This window comes from Burkholderia mayonis (genome assembly GCF_001523745.2).
GTDB lineage: Bacteria > Pseudomonadota > Gammaproteobacteria > Burkholderiales > Burkholderiaceae > Burkholderia > Burkholderia mayonis.
On sequence record NZ_CP013386.1, the window covers coordinates 1,713,063 to 1,729,621 of the forward strand.

Consider the following 16,559-nt stretch of genomic DNA (forward strand, 5'->3'; position numbering starts at 1 on the left):
ACAGGAACCCCAGCATGGAATACCGCACACTCGGCAATTCAGGCGTCGAAGTCAGCTTGATCGGTCTCGGCACGATGACCTGGGGCGAGCAGAACACCGAAAGCGACGCGCACGCGCAGCTCGATTACGCGATCGATCGGGGCGTTACGCTGATCGACACCGCCGAGATGTATCCGGTGCCGCCGAAGGCTGAGACGCAGGGTCGCACCGAAGCGTATCTCGGCACCTGGCTCGCGAAGCGCCCGACGCTGCGCGACAAGCTGACGATCGCGACGAAGATCGCCGGCCCCGCGCGCCAGCCGCACAATCCCACGCACATCCGCGGTGCGGGCAACCAGTTCGATCGCAAGAACCTGACCGCGGCGCTCGACGGCAGCCTGAAGCGCCTGCGCACCGACTACGTCGACCTGTATCAGTTGCACTGGCCGGACCGCAGCACGACGACGTTCGGCCGCCCTGCGTATCCGTGGATCGACGATCCGTACACGGTGCCGATCGAAGAGACGCTCGCCGTTCTCGGCGACTTCGTGAAGGCGGGCAAGGTGCGGCATGTCGGCGTGTCGAACGAGACGCCCTGGGGCATCGCGCAATTCCTGCGGGCGGCCGAGAAGCTCGGCCTGCCGCGCATCGTCAGCATCCAGAACCCGTATAGCCTGCTGAATCGCACGTTCGAGAACGGCTTGTCGGAGTTCAGCCATCGCGAGCGCATCGGGCTGCTCGCGTACTCGCCGCTCGCGTTCGGCTGGCTGTCCGGCAAGTACGAAGAGCTCGCGCGTCCCGCCGGCGCGCGCATCACGCTGTTCGAGCGCTTCCAGCGCTACAGCAGGCCCCACGCGGTGCAGGCGACGTCGCGCTACGTCGCGCTCGCGAAGCGGCATGGCCTGTCGCCCGCGCAGCTTGCGCTCGCATTCGTCAACAGCCGCCCGTTCGTGACGAGCAACCTGATCGGCGCGACGTCGCTCGAGCAACTGCGCGAGAACATCGCGAGCGTCGACGTGAAGCTGCCGCCGGAGATCCTCGCCGAAATCGACGCGCTTCACGAGCGGCAGCCGAATCCCGCGCCGTAACGGCTGCCGCGAAGCGGTCCGGCCGACGCGTCGCGCGTCGCCGGGCCTTGTCCCGCTGGGCGTGCGGCGTCCGCTGCCGCATATGCCCTGATCGGAGAATCGCGCGCCGCGTGCGATAATCCCGCCTTTCCGTTATCGGTCCGGTTCGTCCGAACCGGGCGTTTGATTCCGCATCCGAAATCGAGGCGTTGACGCGCTGCCATCCGCCGCGGCGTGCCGCGATGCGGCATACGTCCGTTTCCGACGTTTCGCATCGATGCGCAACAACGCTCAATCACACGCATTTACGGCGACCAGCATGAACAGTTCCCGTTCCTACACCCCCCATCCGGCGCTTGGCCTCGCGACGTTCGTCCTGTTGGCCGTCGTGGGCCTCTTCTATGTGAAATGGTTTCCGTACTATCACAAGGCGTTCGTCGCGGCCGAGCATCATTCGATCGGCCAGTCGATCCTGATGGGCGCGGCGGCGCGCGCGCCCGAGCCGTCGCTGCAGGCGGCGCTCGACTATGCGTGGGCGTATGGCAAGGCGATCTGGCAGGCGATGGTGCTCGGCCTTCTGCTCGGCTCGGCGGTGCAGGCGCTCCTGCCCGCGCATTGGGTCGCGCGCGCGCTTGGCGGCACGGGCTTCGGCAGCGTCGCGGCAGGGGGGCTGCTCGCGCTGCCCGGCATGATGTGCACGTGCTGCGCGGCGCCCGTCGTCGCGGGTCTGCGCGAGCGCGACGCGTCGCCGGGCGGCGCGGTCGCGTTCTGGCTCGGCAACACGGTGCTCAATCCCGCCGCACTCGTGTTCATGGGCTTCGTGCTCGGCTGGCACTGGAGCGCGCTGCGGCTCGTGCTCGGCGTCGCGATGGTGTTCGGCGTCGGCTATCTGCTCAACCGTCTCGCGGGGGAGCAGACGCGCGTCGTCGACGATGCGCTGCGCGCGAAGCTCGTCGCCGAGCAGGCGGCGGCCGGCAACGCGTTCGCGCGCTGGATGAAGATCTTCGCGCGCATGACAGTGCGCCTCGTGCCCGAATATCTGGTGCTCGTCCTGCTGCTCGGCGCCGCGCGCGCGTGGCTGTTCCCGCATATCGGACCGGACATCGGCAACGGGATCGGCTGGATCGTCGCGTTCGCGATTGCGGGCATGCTGTTCGTGATTCCGACCGCGGGCGAGGTGCCGATCATCCAGGCGATGCTGTCTCTCGGCATGGGCGTCGGGCCGGCGGGCGCGCTGCTGATGACGCTGCCGCCCGTCAGCGTGCCGTCGCTCGCGATGCTCGCGCGCTCGTTCAAGCCGGCGACGCTTGCGCTCGTCGCTGCGCTCGTTGTCGCGTTCGGGGTGGTCGGCGGGTTGGCTGCGGTCGCGCTCGGGTTCTGAGGGCGGCGAATCCGGAGGCGATGATCGGTCGGGAAAATTCGATTAGCGCGCTCGGTCGACACGCTTCGGCCACGGTGCACCTGTGGCGTGGCCGGGCTGGATCTCGCGATCGGCGGCCGGAGATCGGCAGTCGCGGCGATTGGCGATCTCCATTTGGACACGATCGGCGGCGACTGACGGCAACCGCACGGCGATTCCAGCACGACGGATTCGACCGCATTGCCGACGCGCCGGCCGTCCGCGCGCACGTAATCAGGCCGGTCTCGGAAGCGAGGCCGGCCGTCATTTTCAGAAGCAGAAGCGATCAGGAAAACGCATGACGAAACACAAGGTACATCCCCGCCTCGAACAGGCGCTGACGCGCGGCGATCTCGCGATTCGCCAGGCCAACTCCACACGAGCGACCGCCGTGCTGAACGCGCTCGGCAAGATGATCGTCGAGGCGTCGGCGACGATCGGCGTCGACGCGAGCATCGACATTCCGCAGGGCGAGCGCGTCTACGATCCGGTCAACGGACTCTGGCCGCAGAAGATGCTCGTGTCGTTCGACGGCCCCGTCGAGGATGCCGATCCGGAGGAATTGCGCACCGTGTATCTGCTCGCCGACGATCCGGGCACGGTGTTTCGCGTCGAATGGCACCGCGCGGACGGCAAGCTCGGCCGGCAGGAGGGCGGGCCGCTCGCGACCGTCGCGTTCCTGACCGACGTCGAGATGCCTTGGAGCGACGACGACGAGTGATCGTCGAGCTCGCGGCCGCGCGGCGCGTGGCCCGCGGCGCGGCCGAAAGGCCGCATGCTCGGCATTCGGCTCGCGCGCGCCCGGGCGTCGCGAGCCGGCCGGGCAGGCCGGTTTCATCAGCGCATCATCCGCCGCCTGAACAGGCGCGCGCAAACGAAGAATCCACCCACCGCGTATGCGGCGAGGATCGCGACGTGGATCGCGACGTCGGGCGCCGGACGGCCGAGCATCGCCGGGCGGATCAAATCGACCGCATTCGCGAGCGGCAGCGCGTGCGCGACGTGCCGCGCGAACTCGGGCAACTGCGTGAGCGGGAAGAACACGCCGGACAAGAGCAGCATCGGCGTCAGCGCGAGCGTCTGATAGAACATGAAGAAATCGTAGGACGGCGCGAGCGCGGTGACGATCATCGCGAGGCTCGCGAACGCGAGACCGGCGAGCGCGATTACCGGCAGGGCAATCAGCATCGACGGAAACTTCGCATAGCCGAGCATGCCGGCGACGAGCATGATCGCCGCGCCCGACAGCATCGCCTTGCTCGCGGCCCAGACGATCTCGCCGAGCACGATGTCGCCGAGCGACAGCGGCGTGTGCATGATCGCTTCCCAGGTGCGCTGCACGTGCATCCGCGAGAAGCCCGAGTACATCGATTCGAAGCTCGCCGACATCATCACGCTCGAGCCGACCGTCCCGGCCGCAAGGAACGCGATGTACGACACGCCTTCGACGTGCCCGACCATCAACCCGAGACCGAGCCCGAGGCCGAACAGGTAGATCATCGGATCGGCGAGATTGCCGAACATCGATGCGATCGCGAGTTTTTGCCAGACGAGGTAGTTGCGCCGCCAGACGGCGATCCAGTTGGTCGCGTTCGCGGGCAGCGCGAGCGCGAACGCGGATTCGCGCTCGCGAAGCGCGACGGCCGGCTGCGACGTGTAGTGGCGAGTGTCCATTGTTTCAGTCCTGCATCTCGCGGCCGGTCAGCCGCAGGAATACGTCTTCGAGATTCGCGGGGCGGTGCAGATAGCGCAGGCCCGTGCGGCCTTTCAGGCGCGCGTTGATCGGCTCCGGATCGTCGACGTAGCAAAAGAGCGTTTCACCGCTGATCTCGGTGCGCGCCGCGAGCGGCGCGAGCTCGTCGCGCAACTGCACGGGATCGGGCCCGTAGATTTCGATCACGTCGCAGCCGATCTCCGTTTCGATCAACGCGCGCGGCGCGCCTTCCGCGATCTTGCGGCCTTCCTCGATCACGCACAGGCGGTGGCACAGGCGCTCCGCCTCTTCCATGAAGTGCGTGGTCAGCAGAATCGTCTTGCCGCGCGCGAGGAGCGAGCGCAGTCGTTCCCACATCAGATGCCGGGCCTGCGGATCGAGGCCCGTCGTCGGCTCGTCGAGCACGAGCACGTCGGGATCGTTGACGAGCGCGCGCGCCAGTGTGAGCCGCCGCTTCATCCCGCCCGACAGCTCGCTCACCCGCGCGTCGGCCTTGTTCTCGAGCTTCGCGAACTCGAGCAGCGATGGCACGAGCGAGCGCGCCTCGCGTGCGGCGAGCCCGAAGTAGCGGGCGAATACCACCAGGTTCTCGCGGACGGTGAAGTCGGGATCGAGGTTGTCGAACTGCGGCACCACGCCGACGCGACGCCGCGCATGCCGCGCGCGAGACGGCACGGGTTCGCCGCACAGGCTGATCGAGCCTGCGTCCGGATACGTGATGCCGAGCAGCATCTTGAGCGTCGTGGTCTTGCCGGCGCCATTCGGGCCGAGCAGGCCGAAGCATTCGCCGGGCTGCACGTGAAAGGACAAGCCGTTGACGACGAGCTTGCCGTCGTAGTGTTTCTCGACTGCCTGAAAATCGATCGGTGCGACGGACATGGGCAAGTGAATATCGATTGGAATCGTGCAACACGAACGGGCCATTCTAGTGCATCGATCGCATCGCTTCAGCGCGCTTGCCTCGTCACAGCGCACATTGCTCGGCTTCGTGCATCGCATCATCGCGCGTTCGCGGTGCGGGGCGAATCAGCGTTTTCCAGCGCTTGCATCTGGAATTGCGGCGCAGCATGATGGGTTCGTGCGCTGGTCGCGCATTAGGGAGGCCAAGATGGCTAGCTATAAAAAAATTCTGCTGTGCTACGACGGTACGCTCGAGGGCCGCAAGGCATTGAGATGCGGCGCCGATCTGGCGCTCGAACTGAAAGCCGAAACACACTTGCTGTCGGTCGTCGACATGCGCTCGAGCATCGCGCAAAGCGCCGGCTTGCTGACCGACGTCGCGTGCAGCCGCTTCGAGGAAACCGCACGCGAGATCTTGCAAGAGGGTGTCGACTGGCTGACCGAGCATGGCGTGCAGGCGCAGGGGCATTTCGCGTTCGGCTACCCGATCGACGAGATCGCGAATCTCGCGACGAAGCTCAACGTCGATCTCGTCGTGGTCGGCCATCGCTGCCGCAGCGGTTTGTCGCGGTGGTGGATGGGGTCGGGCAACACGCAACTGCTCGATCGCGTGTCGTGCAGCATTCTGGTCGCGTGCTCGTCGCCGGCGGAGCAGAAGGCTGAAAGCGCGAAGGACGCAACGGCGGCGACGGCCGGACGCTGACTACGCCACCGACACACATCGGCGCATGGCGCTACGGAGCGTATATCGACCGCGCGGGGGCGCGGCCGATATTTGTCGCTTCGCTTGATCGCCGATGTCCACCATCGGGTCATTTCGCCATCGGTTAATCGGGTGACGAATCGAACCGGTTCCAGCCGATTTGCCAAGCAGCAAGGCTGACTGGTTCCGGCGGTTCGTTTCGTATCGTTTGAAATGACCGCTGAATCGCCGCCGTTTCCGCACGCATGCGCCGGGCCCGGCATTCACGCATGCTTTACGCGGCGTGCGGCCGACGGGCCGATTCAAATTCACTCGTCGTGCAAATTGACTGCCGACAATTTCCAACCGAAGAGTCCGCTGCGGCGAAAGATCGCGGCATAGCGCGCGCTGCCGTCGTCGCGGCGATACGTGACGACGAATTCGTCGAAGCGCCGGTAGGCAGCGCTCGTCTGCGGTGACGTGCCGGATGGCGAACTCGCGGCGGCGGACGGCGTACCGGATACGGGCAACGGCGCGGCTTGCGCCGCCGTTTTGCTTGCGGCAGGCGTCGCGTCGCTTGACGCGGCAACTGAATTGCCTGGGCTACCCGCCGACGCGCTCGCTGCAGACGCGACCGGCGCTGCCTGGCTCGCCGCTTGATCGGCGGGTCGATTCAACTCGGGTGGCCGTTGTCCGGATTGCGTGCGCGGCGGCAAGCCGTTCATCAGCGCGGCGACGCCGTCGGGCGTCGCGTAAGCATCGACGAGCGGGCCGACAAGCGCCGAGCCGATCAGCGCGCCGATGATTGCGAGCGGATTGTCGCGCTTTTGCGCGTCGATGCGCCGCATCAATTCGTCGGTGAGCTGCTGCTTCAGGCTGATCCGCAAAGCGGGGAAATCGACGTAGGTGCTGATCGCCTGCGCATCGCGCGCATCGATCGCCTGCTTCATCTGCCTGAGCGCGAGATAGGGCGACGCATACGCATAGACGATCGCCACCGCGGCGACGACAAGCGCGACGACGATCGAAACCGGCTTCAGGAATCGCCTTTGCGGGCGCACGGCAGAATTCAAACGGCCTCCACGACGAGACGGACGAACGGGCTCCGAAGATCAGAGACCTTGTTGCGTCAGTGAATGTTCCTCGGCGATGCAGCGATCGATCATCCGGCAGATCGCATCGACCGTGCCGACCATGATGAAGCGCGACGGCCCGTGATAGACACGAACCGGCGCGCGCCGCTCGGGTTCCGCGTGATGGAGCGAACCGTTCAGCGACACGCGCGCGAATGCCGGCAGTGCGGACGGCAGCAGCGACGTCTGCGCGTCGCCCTCGCTGCGCAGCTGGGCGGCGACGAGTGGCGCACACGGCGTGCGTCCGCGCAGATGGCGCAGGCGGCCGAATTGGCGGAAGGGCAGCAAGCGGGCGAGGCGTTCCATAGGGTTCTCCAGATCCAGTCGAATGGCGGGAAAGACGGGCGGTGCCGCGGGCGGGCTGCGTGGCGGTCAGAATTCGCCCGGGCGGATCAGCCCGACGGCGACGCCTTCGAGCGCGAATTCCGCGCTGCCGGCCTTCACGAAGATGTTCTCGTAATCGGGGTTCTCGGCGATCAGCTCGACGCCGCCGGGCCGGCGCATCAGGCGCTTGACCGTGACGTCGTCGCCGAGCCGCGCGACGATGATCTGGCCGTTCTTCGCCTCGGTCCGCTTCTGCACGGCGAGCAGATCGCCGTCGAGGATGCCGGCGTCGCGCATCGACAGGCCGCGCACCTTCAGCAGGTAGTCGGGCTTGCTCGAGAAGAGCGCGGGATCGCATGCGTAGTGCTGCGAGATGTGCTCCTGCGCGAGGATCGGGCTACCGGCCGCGACGCGGCCGACGAGCGGCAGCGACAGTTGCATCAGCGCCGCGTGCGGCAGCGTCAACTGGTGCGGCGAATCTTCGACGCCGATCAGGCGAATGCCGCGCGACGCGCCCGCCGCCAGCTCGATTACGCCCTTGCGCGCGAGCGCCCGCAAGTGCTCCTCGGCTGCGTTCGGCGAGCTGAAGCCGAGCTCGGCGGCGATTTCCGCGCGAGTGGGCGGAAAGCCGTCGCGCTCGATCGCGCGACGAATCAAGTCGAATACTTGCTGCTGACGGGCGGTGAGTTTGATCATGACATGACTGTATGGATAGACAGTGAGCTGTATTTTTATACAGTGTCCGGGGAAATTCAAGCGTTACTTGAAATTCGGCGCTATCACGGCGATTCCGCCGCGATCCGGCTGCGTCACAGCGCCGCTTCGGCCGCGATAGCCATCGATCGAGCAATCGTTACCACTTTTGAGTATTAAAAAATGAGGAACGATTATTTTTAATGATGAAACCTGTTCGTTAGACTGGCCCAACATCACAAACAACGACCCCTACGGAGAACAACGGATGGTCAAGCGCAACACGGGGCTGGCGGGCGGCATACGTCGTCTCATCGCATCACTCGCGCTCGGCGCGACGGCGGCGCTCGGCGCGCTCACGCCGGCGCTCGCGGACACGACGTTCCTGAACGTCTCGTACGATCCGACGCGCGAGCTCTATCAGGACGTCAATCAGGCGTTCGGCAAGGAGTGGAAGGCGAAGACGGGCGAAACGGTGAACTTCAAGCAGTCGCACGGCGGCTCGGGCGCGCAGGCGCGCTCGGTGCTCGACGGCCTTCAGGCCGACGTCGTGACGCTCGCGCTCGCGTACGACATCGACGCGCTCGCGAACAAGGGCCTCGTCAACAGGGATTGGCAGAAGCGCTTGCCGGACAACGCGTCGCCGTACACGTCGACGATCGTGTTCCTCGTGCGCAAGGGCAATCCGAAGGGAATCAAGGACTGGGACGACCTCACGAAGCCGGGCGTGTCGATCGTCACGCCTAACCCGAAGACGTCGGGCGGCGCGCGCTGGAACTACCTCGCCGCCTGGGCGTACGCGCAGCACAAGCCGGGCGGCGATGCGCAGACGGCGAAGGATTTCGTCTCGAAGCTGTACAAGAACGCGGGCGTGCTCGATTCGGGCGCGCGCGGCGCGACGACGAGCTTCGTGCAGCGCGGGATCGGCGACGTGCTGATCGCGTGGGAGAACGAGGCGTTCCTGTCGATCAAGGAATTCGGCGCCGACAAGTTCGAGATCGTCGTGCCGTCGGCGAGCATTCTCGCGGAGCCGCCCGTCGCGGTCGTCGACAAGGTGGTCGACAAGAAGGGCACGCGCAGGCTCGCGGACGCGTACCTGAACTTCCTGTACAGCAAGGAAGGGCAGGAGATCGCCGCGCGCAACTACTACCGGCCGCGCTCGAAGGACGTGCCGGCCACGCTCACGAAGCAGTTCCCGAAGCTGAAGCTGTATACGGTCGACGACACGTTCGGCGGCTGGACCCATGCGCAGAAGACGCATTTCGCCGACGGCGGCGTGTTCGATTCGATCTACAAGCCGCAATGAGCGACGGCGGGCGGCGCGCCGCGATCGGCGCGCCGTTCCGCGATACAACGACATCGGGCTGACGGACGCGGCGGCATCGCGCGTCCGTCAAGCCGTTGAACCCATGTGCATCACCCTGGAAGAGCATTCCGCATGACGACGTTCACCTTCCGCAAGCCGAGCGCGCTGCCCGGATTCGGCGTGACGCTCGGCATCACGCTGGCCTATCTGAGCCTCGTGGTGCTGATTCCGCTCGCCGCCACTTTTCTGAAGACGGCGACGCTCACCTGGGATCAGTTCGTCGCGGCGACGACGTCGCCGCGCGTGCTCGCGTCGTACCGGCTGACGTTCTCGGCCGCGTTGGGCGGCGCGCTCGTCAACGCGGTGTTCGGCTTTCTCGTCGCATGGGTGCTCGTGCGCTACGCGTTTCCGCTCAAGCGGCTCGTCGACGCGATCGTCGATTTGCCGTTCGCGCTGCCGACGTCGGTCGCGGGCATCTCGCTCGCGGCCGTCTACGCACAGAACGGCTGGATCGGCAGCTATCTCGCGCCGCTCGGCATCAAGATCGCGTTCACGCCGTTCGGCGTGCTCGTCGCGCTGACGTTCATCGGCCTGCCGTTCGTCGTGCGCACCGTGCAGCCGGTGCTCGAGGACTTCGAGCGCGAGCAGGAGGAAGCGGCCGCGTGCCTCGGCGCGTCGCGCTGGCTCACGTTCCGGCGCGTCGTGCTGCCCGCCGTGACGCCCGCGCTCCTGACGGGCTTCGCGCTCGCATTCGCGCGCGCGCTCGGCGAATACGGCTCGGTGATCTTCATCGCAGGCAACGTGCCGATGAAGTCGGAGATCACGTCGCTCCTCATCATCACGAAGCTCGAGCAGTACGACTATGCGGGCGCGACGGCGCTCGCCGTCGTGATGCTCGTCGTGTCGTTCGTGATGCTGCTCCTCATCAACACGCTGCAGTGGTATCTGCAGCGCCGCACGAGCCGCGGCGCAAGCGGCCCGGCGCCGGCGGCGCACGCGGCGACGGCCCTCGGAGGCGCGCGATGAGCCACGACGTCGTTCAGACCCGCGCCGCCGCCGCGCCCGTCGATCCGCGCCGCGCCGCCGCCGCCGACGCGAATGCGCGCGCCCGCCGCCTCGACCCCGTCAGCGAGCCGCGCGCGGTGCGCTGGCTGCTCACGGGCACGGCGCTCGTGTTTCTCGCGCTCTTTCTCGTTGTGCCGCTCGCCGCCGTGTTCTTCGAGGCGCTACGCAAGGGCTTCGATTTCTATCTCGAATCGCTCGCCGATCCGGATGCGTGGTCGGCGATCAAGCTGACGCTGATCGTCGCCGCGATCGCGGTGCCGCTCAATCTCGTGTTCGGCGTGTGCGCGTCGTGGGCGATCGCGAAGTTCGAATTCAAGGGCCGTGCGCTCCTGACGACGCTCATCGACTTGCCGTTCTCGGTGTCGCCCGTGATCTCGGGCCTCGTCTACGTGCTGCTGTTCGGTGCGCAGGGCTGGCTCGGGCCCTGGCTGCAGGCGCACGACGTGCAGATCATCTTCGCGGTGCCGGGCATCGTGCTCGCGACGATCTTCGTCACGTTCCCGTTCGTCGCGCGCGAGCTGATCCCGCTGATGCAGGCGCAGGGCTCCGACGAGGAGGAGGCCGCGCGCGTGCTCGGCGCGTCCGGCTGGCAGATCTTCCGCCGCGTGACGCTGCCGAACGTGAAGTGGGGCCTGCTGTACGGCGTGATCCTCTGCAACGCGCGCGCGATGGGCGAGTTCGGCGCGGTGTCGGTGGTGTCCGGCCACATCCGCGGCCAGACCGACACGATGCCGCTGCACGTCGAGATTCTCTACAACGAGTACAACTTCGCGGCCGCGTTCGCGGTGGCGTCGGTGCTCGCGCTCCTCGCGCTCGTCACGCTCGCGCTCAAGCTCTTCGCCGAGCGGCGGCTGTCCGCCGCACTCGCGGACGGCCGCGACGCCGCGCCCGCCGCGCATCCGAGCGCCGCCGTCACTTCGTCGATTTCGTAAAGAGGCAAACCAGATGGGCATCACCGTTCGTAACCTGCACAAGCGTTTCGGCGACTTCACCGCGCTCGACGACGTCACGCTCGACTTTCCCGCGGGCGAGCTCGTCGCGCTCCTCGGGCCGTCCGGCTGCGGCAAGACGACGCTCTTGCGCGTGATCGCGGGCCTCGAGCACGCGGATTCGGGGCAGGTCGTGCTGCAAGGGCTCGACGTCGCGTCGGTCGGCGCGCGCGAGCGGCAGGTCGGCTTCGTGTTCCAGCACTACGCGCTGTTCCGGCACATGACGGTGTTCGAGAACGTCGCGTTCGGGCTGCGCGTGAAGCCGCGCCGCGAGCGGCCGAGCGAGGCCGCGATCCGCGAGAAGGTGCACGAATTGCTGTCGCTCGTGCAGCTCGACTGGCTTGCGCAGCGCTATCCATCCGAGCTGTCGGGCGGCCAGCGGCAACGGATCGCGCTTGCGCGCGCGCTCGCCGTCGAGCCGAAGGTGCTGCTGCTCGACGAGCCGTTCGGCGCGCTCGACGCGAAGGTGCGCAAGGAACTGCGTAGCTGGCTGCGCCGGCTGCACGACGACTTGCATATCTCGACGATCTTCGTCACGCACGATCAGGAAGAGGCGCTCGAAGTGGCCGACCGGATCGTCGTGCTCGATCACGGCCGCGTCGAGCAGGTCGGCAGCCCGCAGGACGTCTACGACCATCCGCAAAGCGCGTTCGTCTACGAGTTCCTCGGCGCGGCGAACCGGCTCGACGGCACTGTGAGCGGCAAGGGCTTCGTCGCGCACGGTGCGGCCGGGGCGATCGCCGTCGACGCGGATTTTGCGGGCCCGGCGCGCGCATATGTGCGGCCGCACGATCTTGAGCTCGTCGCGCCTAACGCGCGCGCGGACGGCATCACGGCCGACGTGCGGCGCGTCGTGCCGCTCGGCGGCTCGGTGCGCGTCGAACTCGCCGCGCGCGCGGGCGGCGTGCTCGAAGCGGAGCTCGATCGCAACGCATGGCGCGCGCTCGCGCTCGACGTCGGCGACGCGCTGACGGCCGTTCCGCGCGCGGTGCGCGTGTTCCCGGCGCGCTGAGCGCCCGCGCGCGGATCGATCACGGACGATTTCAAACCAACAAAGACACCGCCTGAGAGGCTACCCATGAACTTTCAACAATTGCGCTTCGTGCGCGAGGCCGTGCGGCAGAACATGAACCTGACGGAAGTCGCGAACGTGCTGTATACGTCGCAGTCGGGGGTTTCGAAGCAGATCAAGGATCTGGAGGATGAGCTCGGCGTCGACATCTTCATCCGCCGCGGCAAGCGTCTCACGGGCCTCACGGAGCCCGGCAAGGCCGTCCATCAGCTGATCGAGCGGATGCTGCTCGACGCGGAGAACCTGCGCCGCGTCGCGCGCCAGTACGCGGACCAGGATAGCGGCCACCTCGTCGTCGCGACGACCCACACGCAGGCGCGCTACGCGCTGCCGAAGGTGATCCGCCAGTTCACCGACGTCTATCCGAAGGTGCATCTCGCGCTGCGCCAGGGCAGCCCGCAGCAGATCGCGCAGATGATCCTGAGCGGCGAGGCGGACATCGGCATCTCGACCGAGGCGCTCGACCGCTATCCGGACATCGTCACGTTCCCGTGCTATTCGTGGCATCACGTCGTCGTCGTGCCGAAGGATCATCCGCTCGTCGGCCGCGAGAGCGTGACGCTCGACGACATCGCCGAGTATCCGATCATCACGTACGACCAGGATTTCACCGGCCGCTCGCACATCGACCAGGCGTTCGCGAACGCGGGCGCGGTGCCGGACGTCGTGTTGACGGCGATCGACGCGGACGTGATCAAGACCTACGTCGAGCTCGGGATGGGGATCGGCGTCGTCGCCGCGATGGCGTACGATGCGCAGCGCGACACAGAGCTCGTCGCGCTCGACACGCAGCACCTGTTCGAGGCGAGCACGACGCGCGTCGGGTTGCGCCGCGGCGCGTTCCTGCGCGCGTACGCGTACCGGCTGATCGAGATGTTCGCGCCGCATCTGTCCGAAGGCGAGATCGCCGGGCAATTGCGGGAAGCGGCCTGAGCCTGGGGCGGGCGCGGGCGGTTGCGGCGGCGATTCGCGCCGTGCGATGTCGTCGCGCTGCGCCGCTCCGCCGCCCGACTTCTCGATTTCCCGACCGCCATGTCCCGATCGCGCACCGCCGGATCGAGGCCCTTGGCCTTCGCGCTGGCCGCGCGCCCGGCCAGCGCAAGTCGAGCACAAGTGAAACGCGTCGCCGCTACCGGCCATTTGACGGATGCCGTCATCGAGCCGCCAGCGCAAACGCGCTCATTCGATGCTCCGATTCCTACCTCAACCGCGCTGCGGGCCGCCCGTCACATGGCTGCCACCGCCGCGCCGCCTGTCGTTTTCTGTCCGCACGTTCTCCGAACAAACCCTTAAACGTCCGAATCGGCGTTGCGTAATACGAAGAAAAAGCTGACGATAGGCGCTCCCGATATGAAGAAAAAGGACCGGGATGCGCAGTTTGCGCGGCCAACCGTACGCAGGCAGTCTCTTCCGACGTATTCCCTTCGTGGCGCAGAGGTTCGAAACGCCCCAGTCGGTTTGGTTTGCGCAAACGTTTGCTCGTCGCCAAAACGACACTCGGTCCGTCCGGGACAACAACCACTGCCAGGAGAGTCGCATGGATGTCAGCCTCCGCCGCCGCGTGCTAGCCGCCGCGGCCGTTTGCGTCGCCGTCGCCGCTGCCGGGCCGTTCTCGGTCGCACGGGCCGAGACCGCGCACAAGCCGAAGGTCGCCCTCGTGATGAAGTCGCTTGCGAACGAGTTCTTCCTCACGATGGAAAACGGCGCGAAGGAGTATCAGAAACACAACGCGAGCCAGTTCGATCTCATCACGAACGGCATCAAGGACGAAACCGACACCGCGAGCCAGATCCGCATCGTCGAGCAGATGATCGTGTCGAAGGTCGACGCGATCGTGCTCGCGCCCGCCGATTCGAAGGCGCTCGTGCCCGTCGTGAAGAAGGCCGTCGACGCGGGGATCATCGTCGTCAACATCGACAATCGGCTCGATCCGGACGTGCTCAAGTCGAAGAGCCTGAACGTGCCGTTCGTCGGCCCGGACAACCGCAAGGGCGCGCGGATGGTCGGCGACTATCTGGCGAAGCGGCTGAAGGCGGGCGACGCGGTCGGCATCGTCGAGGGCGTGCCGACGACGACCAACGCGCAGCAGCGCACCGCGGGCTTCCAGGATGCGATGAAGGCGGGCGGCGCGAAGGTCGTGTCGGTCCAGTCAGGCGAATGGGAGATCGACAAGGGCAATGCGGCCGCGTCCGCGATGCTCAACGAATATCCGAACCTGAAGGCGCTCCTGTGCGGCAACGACAACATGGCGATCGGCGCCGTGTCCGCGGTGCGCGCGGCGGGCCGCCAGGGCAAGGTGTACGTCGTCGGCTACGACAACATCAACGCGATCAAGCCGATGCTGAAGGACGGCCGCGTGCTCGCGACCGCCGACCAGTACGCGGCGAAGCAGGCCGTGTTCGGCATCGATACGGCGTTGAAGGCGCTCGCCGAGCACCGCAAGCAGGCCGACATGACGGGCGTCGTCGCGACCCCGGTCGACCTCGTGACGAAGCCGTAACCCGGTGCGGCGGCGTCCGGCGCGCCGCTCAAGATCGCCGCGAGGCGGCCGTTATCACGTCGGAGCGTGATTCAGGCCGCCTCGCGTCCTCGTCCGCGCGGCTGCGCGGATCGCGTGAACCGCATTTCTTCAGGGCCGCGATGGATTCGATCGACCCAGATTCGACGCCCGATGCGCCGACGCTCGTCGTGACCGGCATCGGCAAGACTTACGCCGAGCCCGTGCTCGCCGACGTGTCGCTGTCGCTGCATCCGGGCGAGGCGCTTGCGCTGACGGGCGAGAACGGCGCGGGCAAGAGCACGCTGTCGAAGATCGTCGCCGGGCTCGTCGCGCCGACGGCCGGCGCGATGCGGCTCGCGGGCGCGCCGTATGCGCCTCGGAGCCGCGCGCACGCGGAGGCGCTCGGCGTGCGGATGGTGATGCAGGAGCTCAACCTCGTCCCGACGCTCACCGTTGCCGAAAACCTGTTTCTCGACCGCCTGCCGCACCGGTTCGGCGTGATCGACCGCCGGCGGCTCGCCGACGACGCGCGCGCGGCGATGGCGCGCGTCGGGCTCGACGCGCTCGATCCGGGCACGCCTGTCGGCGCGCTCGGGATCGGCCATCAGCAGATGGTCGAGATCGCGCGCAGCCTCGCGGGCGACTGCCGCGCGCTGATCCTCGACGAGCCGACCGCGATGCTGACTGCGCGCGAAGTCGAACTGCTGTTCGATCAGATCGCGCGGCTGAAGGGCGAAGGCGTCGCGCTCGTCTACATCTCGCACCGGCTCGAGGAACTCGCGCGGGTCGCGGAGCGGGTCGCCGTGCTTCGCGATGGCCGGCTCGTGCACGTCGACCGGATCGACGCACAGCCGACCGAGCGGCTCGTCGCGCTGATGGCCGGGCGCGAGCTCGCCGAGCAGGCGGTGCACGGCGCGCGCACGCCGGGCGCGCCGCGCCTGAAGGTCGAGCGCCTGTCGCGCGGCGACGCGGTGCGCGACGTGTCGTTCGACGTGCGCGCGGGCGAGATCTTCGGCATTTCCGGGCTGATCGGCGCCGGACGCACCGAGCTCTTGCGGCTCATTTACGGCGCGGATGCGGCCGACGGCGGGACCGTGTCGATCGGCGATCCGCCGCGGCCCGCAGCGATCCGCTCGCCCGCCGACGCGGTGCGTCACGGGATCGCGCTCGTCAGCGAGGACCGCAAGGGCGAAGGGCTGCTGCTGCCGCAGTCGATCGCGGCGAACCTGTCGCTCGGGCAGCTCACGCGCGTCGCGCGCGGCGGGGTCGTCGACGCGCAGCGCGAAAACGCGCTCGCGGTGCGGCGGATCGACGCACTGCGGATTCGCGCGCGCGGCCCGGCGCAGGCGGTGTCGGAGCTGTCGGGCGGCAACCAGCAGAAGGTCGCGATCGGCCGCTGGCTCGGGCGCGACATGAGCGTGCTGCTGTTCGACGAGCCGACCCGCGGGATCGACGTCGGCGCGAAGTTCGACATCTACGCGCTTCTCGACGCGCTCGCGCGAGAAGGCCGCGCGATCGTCGTCGTGTCGAGCGACCTGCGCGAGCTGATGCTGATCTGCGACCGGATCGGCGTGATGTCGGCGGGGCGCATGGACGCCGTATTCGCGCGCGGCGAGTGGACGCAGGATGTGCTCCTCGCCGCGGCATTCGCCGGCTACGCGCGCCGCGACGCGGTATTGCATCCGTTCGACGACAGGCGGCCTGCTGCGTGACCGGGGCGGGCGCGGCAAACCTGG

At 67.5% G+C, this 16,559-nt stretch carries 16 protein-coding genes; 11 read left to right on the top strand and 5 right to left on the bottom strand.

Annotation, left to right across the window (positions count from 1 at the left end):
* Window positions 1-14 precede the first annotated feature (14 nt).
* The 3 genes from WS70_RS08600 (at window position 15) to WS70_RS08610 (ending at window position 3,166) form a co-directional block, all read left to right on the top strand.
* Window positions 15-1,067 carry an NADP(H)-dependent aldo-keto reductase gene (locus WS70_RS08600; protein ID WP_059470148.1) on the top strand — a complete coding sequence of 351 codons (1,053 nt, stop codon included), beginning with the start codon at window positions 15-17 and terminating at the stop codon, window positions 1,065-1,067.
* 298 nt (window positions 1,068-1,365) lie between these two features.
* A complete protein-coding gene (locus WS70_RS08605) occupies window positions 1,366-2,427 on the top strand; it encodes a permease (RefSeq protein ID WP_059470147.1) in 1,062 nt (353 codons plus the stop codon).
* Window positions 2,428-2,743: 316 nt separating this feature from the next.
* Entirely contained in the window at window positions 2,744-3,166 is a 423-nt protein-coding gene (locus WS70_RS08610; RefSeq protein WP_010103912.1) for a hypothetical protein, read from the top strand.
* 116 nt (window positions 3,167-3,282) lie between these two features.
* Here the strand turns inward: WS70_RS08610 and WS70_RS08615 are convergent, their stop codons facing one another.
* Window positions 3,283-4,119 (bottom strand): ABC transporter permease, encoded by an 837-nt coding sequence (locus WS70_RS08615; protein WP_059470145.1) that lies wholly within the window; start codon window positions 4,117-4,119, stop codon window positions 3,283-3,285.
* Window positions 4,120-4,123: 4 nt separating this feature from the next.
* Complete coding sequence (gene nodI, locus WS70_RS08620; RefSeq protein WP_059597061.1) at window positions 4,124-5,038, bottom strand: nodulation factor ABC transporter ATP-binding protein NodI; 915 nt, start codon at window positions 5,036-5,038, stop codon at window positions 4,124-4,126.
* 229 nt (window positions 5,039-5,267) lie between these two features.
* Between nodI and WS70_RS08625 the strand changes: the two genes are divergently transcribed.
* Window positions 5,268-5,762, top strand: coding sequence for a universal stress protein (locus tag WS70_RS08625; RefSeq protein ID WP_059470143.1), 495 nt, complete (start codon window positions 5,268-5,270; stop codon window positions 5,760-5,762).
* Window positions 5,763-6,070: 308 nt separating this feature from the next.
* Here the strand turns inward: WS70_RS08625 and WS70_RS08630 are convergent, their stop codons facing one another.
* The 3 genes from WS70_RS08630 to lexA form a co-directional block, all read right to left on the bottom strand.
* Window positions 6,071-6,814 carry a DUF2939 domain-containing protein gene (locus WS70_RS08630; RefSeq protein WP_059597060.1) on the bottom strand — a complete coding sequence of 248 codons (744 nt, stop codon included), beginning with the start codon at window positions 6,812-6,814 and terminating at the stop codon, window positions 6,071-6,073.
* A gap of 39 nt (window positions 6,815-6,853) precedes the next feature.
* Window positions 6,854-7,180, bottom strand: coding sequence for a hypothetical protein (locus WS70_RS08635; protein ID WP_059597059.1), 327 nt, complete (start codon window positions 7,178-7,180; stop codon window positions 6,854-6,856).
* Between the two features lie 66 nt (window positions 7,181-7,246).
* Window positions 7,247-7,894 (bottom strand): transcriptional repressor LexA, encoded by a 648-nt coding sequence (lexA, locus tag WS70_RS08640; protein WP_059470140.1) that lies wholly within the window; start codon window positions 7,892-7,894, stop codon window positions 7,247-7,249.
* A 265-nt stretch (window positions 7,895-8,159) separates the two neighbouring features.
* Here lexA and WS70_RS08650 point away from each other — a divergent pair, with 265 nt between their 5' ends.
* From WS70_RS08650 to WS70_RS08680, 7 genes are all read left to right on the top strand, one after another.
* Window positions 8,160-9,197 (top strand): sulfate ABC transporter substrate-binding protein, encoded by a 1,038-nt coding sequence (locus WS70_RS08650; RefSeq protein ID WP_059470138.1) that lies wholly within the window; start codon window positions 8,160-8,162, stop codon window positions 9,195-9,197.
* A 132-nt stretch (window positions 9,198-9,329) separates the two neighbouring features.
* Window positions 9,330-10,223 carry a sulfate ABC transporter permease subunit CysT gene (cysT, locus tag WS70_RS08655; RefSeq protein ID WP_059470137.1) on the top strand — a complete coding sequence of 298 codons (894 nt, stop codon included), beginning with the start codon at window positions 9,330-9,332 and terminating at the stop codon, window positions 10,221-10,223.
* Window positions 10,220-11,194: a sulfate ABC transporter permease subunit CysW gene (gene cysW / locus WS70_RS08660; RefSeq protein WP_059470169.1), complete on the top strand. Its 975-nt coding sequence runs from the start codon at window positions 10,220-10,222 to the stop codon at window positions 11,192-11,194. Before cysT ends, cysW begins: the two co-directional genes overlap by 4 nt.
* Before the next feature lie 13 nt (window positions 11,195-11,207).
* Entirely contained in the window at window positions 11,208-12,263 is a 1,056-nt protein-coding gene (locus tag WS70_RS08665; RefSeq protein WP_059470136.1) for a sulfate/molybdate ABC transporter ATP-binding protein, read from the top strand.
* A gap of 66 nt (window positions 12,264-12,329) precedes the next feature.
* The gene (locus WS70_RS08670; protein WP_059470135.1) at window positions 12,330-13,256 is read left to right on the top strand and encodes a CysB family HTH-type transcriptional regulator; all 927 of its coding nucleotides are present in this window, start codon (window positions 12,330-12,332) and stop codon (window positions 13,254-13,256) included.
* Window positions 13,257-13,860: 604 nt separating this feature from the next.
* The gene (locus WS70_RS08675) at window positions 13,861-14,823 is read left to right on the top strand and encodes a sugar ABC transporter substrate-binding protein (RefSeq protein ID WP_059470134.1); all 963 of its coding nucleotides are present in this window, start codon (window positions 13,861-13,863) and stop codon (window positions 14,821-14,823) included.
* A 140-nt stretch (window positions 14,824-14,963) separates the two neighbouring features.
* Complete coding sequence (locus WS70_RS08680; protein WP_059597058.1) at window positions 14,964-16,535, top strand: sugar ABC transporter ATP-binding protein; 1,572 nt, start codon at window positions 14,964-14,966, stop codon at window positions 16,533-16,535.
* The last annotated feature ends 24 nt before the right edge of the window (window positions 16,536-16,559 follow it).

What these genes read in the sequence shown, in the direction of transcription:
- WS70_RS08600 (WP_059470148.1), top strand. Translation starts at nt 15, where the DNA reads ATGGAATACCGCACACTCGGCAATTCAGGCGTCGAAGTCAGCTTGATC.
- WS70_RS08605 (WP_059470147.1), top strand. Translation starts at nt 1,366, where the DNA reads ATGAACAGTTCCCGTTCCTACACCCCCCATCCGGCGCTTGGCCTCGCG.
- WS70_RS08610 (WP_010103912.1), top strand. Translation starts at nt 2,744, where the DNA reads ATGACGAAACACAAGGTACATCCCCGCCTCGAACAGGCGCTGACGCGC.
- WS70_RS08615 (WP_059470145.1), bottom strand. Translation starts at nt 4,119, where the DNA reads ATGGACACTCGCCACTACACGTCGCAGCCGGCCGTCGCGCTTCGCGAG.
- nodI (WP_059597061.1), bottom strand. Translation starts at nt 5,038, where the DNA reads ATGTCCGTCGCACCGATCGATTTTCAGGCAGTCGAGAAACACTACGAC.
- WS70_RS08625 (WP_059470143.1), top strand. Translation starts at nt 5,268, where the DNA reads ATGGCTAGCTATAAAAAAATTCTGCTGTGCTACGACGGTACGCTCGAG.
- WS70_RS08635 (WP_059597059.1), bottom strand. Translation starts at nt 7,180, where the DNA reads ATGGAACGCCTCGCCCGCTTGCTGCCCTTCCGCCAATTCGGCCGCCTG.
- lexA (WP_059470140.1), bottom strand. Translation starts at nt 7,894, where the DNA reads ATGATCAAACTCACCGCCCGTCAGCAGCAAGTATTCGACTTGATTCGT.
- WS70_RS08650 (WP_059470138.1), top strand. Translation starts at nt 8,160, where the DNA reads ATGGTCAAGCGCAACACGGGGCTGGCGGGCGGCATACGTCGTCTCATC.
- cysT (WP_059470137.1), top strand. Translation starts at nt 9,330, where the DNA reads ATGACGACGTTCACCTTCCGCAAGCCGAGCGCGCTGCCCGGATTCGGC.
- cysW (WP_059470169.1), top strand. Translation starts at nt 10,220, where the DNA reads ATGAGCCACGACGTCGTTCAGACCCGCGCCGCCGCCGCGCCCGTCGAT.
- WS70_RS08665 (WP_059470136.1), top strand. Translation starts at nt 11,208, where the DNA reads ATGGGCATCACCGTTCGTAACCTGCACAAGCGTTTCGGCGACTTCACC.
- WS70_RS08670 (WP_059470135.1), top strand. Translation starts at nt 12,330, where the DNA reads ATGAACTTTCAACAATTGCGCTTCGTGCGCGAGGCCGTGCGGCAGAAC.
- WS70_RS08675 (WP_059470134.1), top strand. Translation starts at nt 13,861, where the DNA reads ATGGATGTCAGCCTCCGCCGCCGCGTGCTAGCCGCCGCGGCCGTTTGC.
- WS70_RS08680 (WP_059597058.1), top strand. Translation starts at nt 14,964, where the DNA reads ATGGATTCGATCGACCCAGATTCGACGCCCGATGCGCCGACGCTCGTC.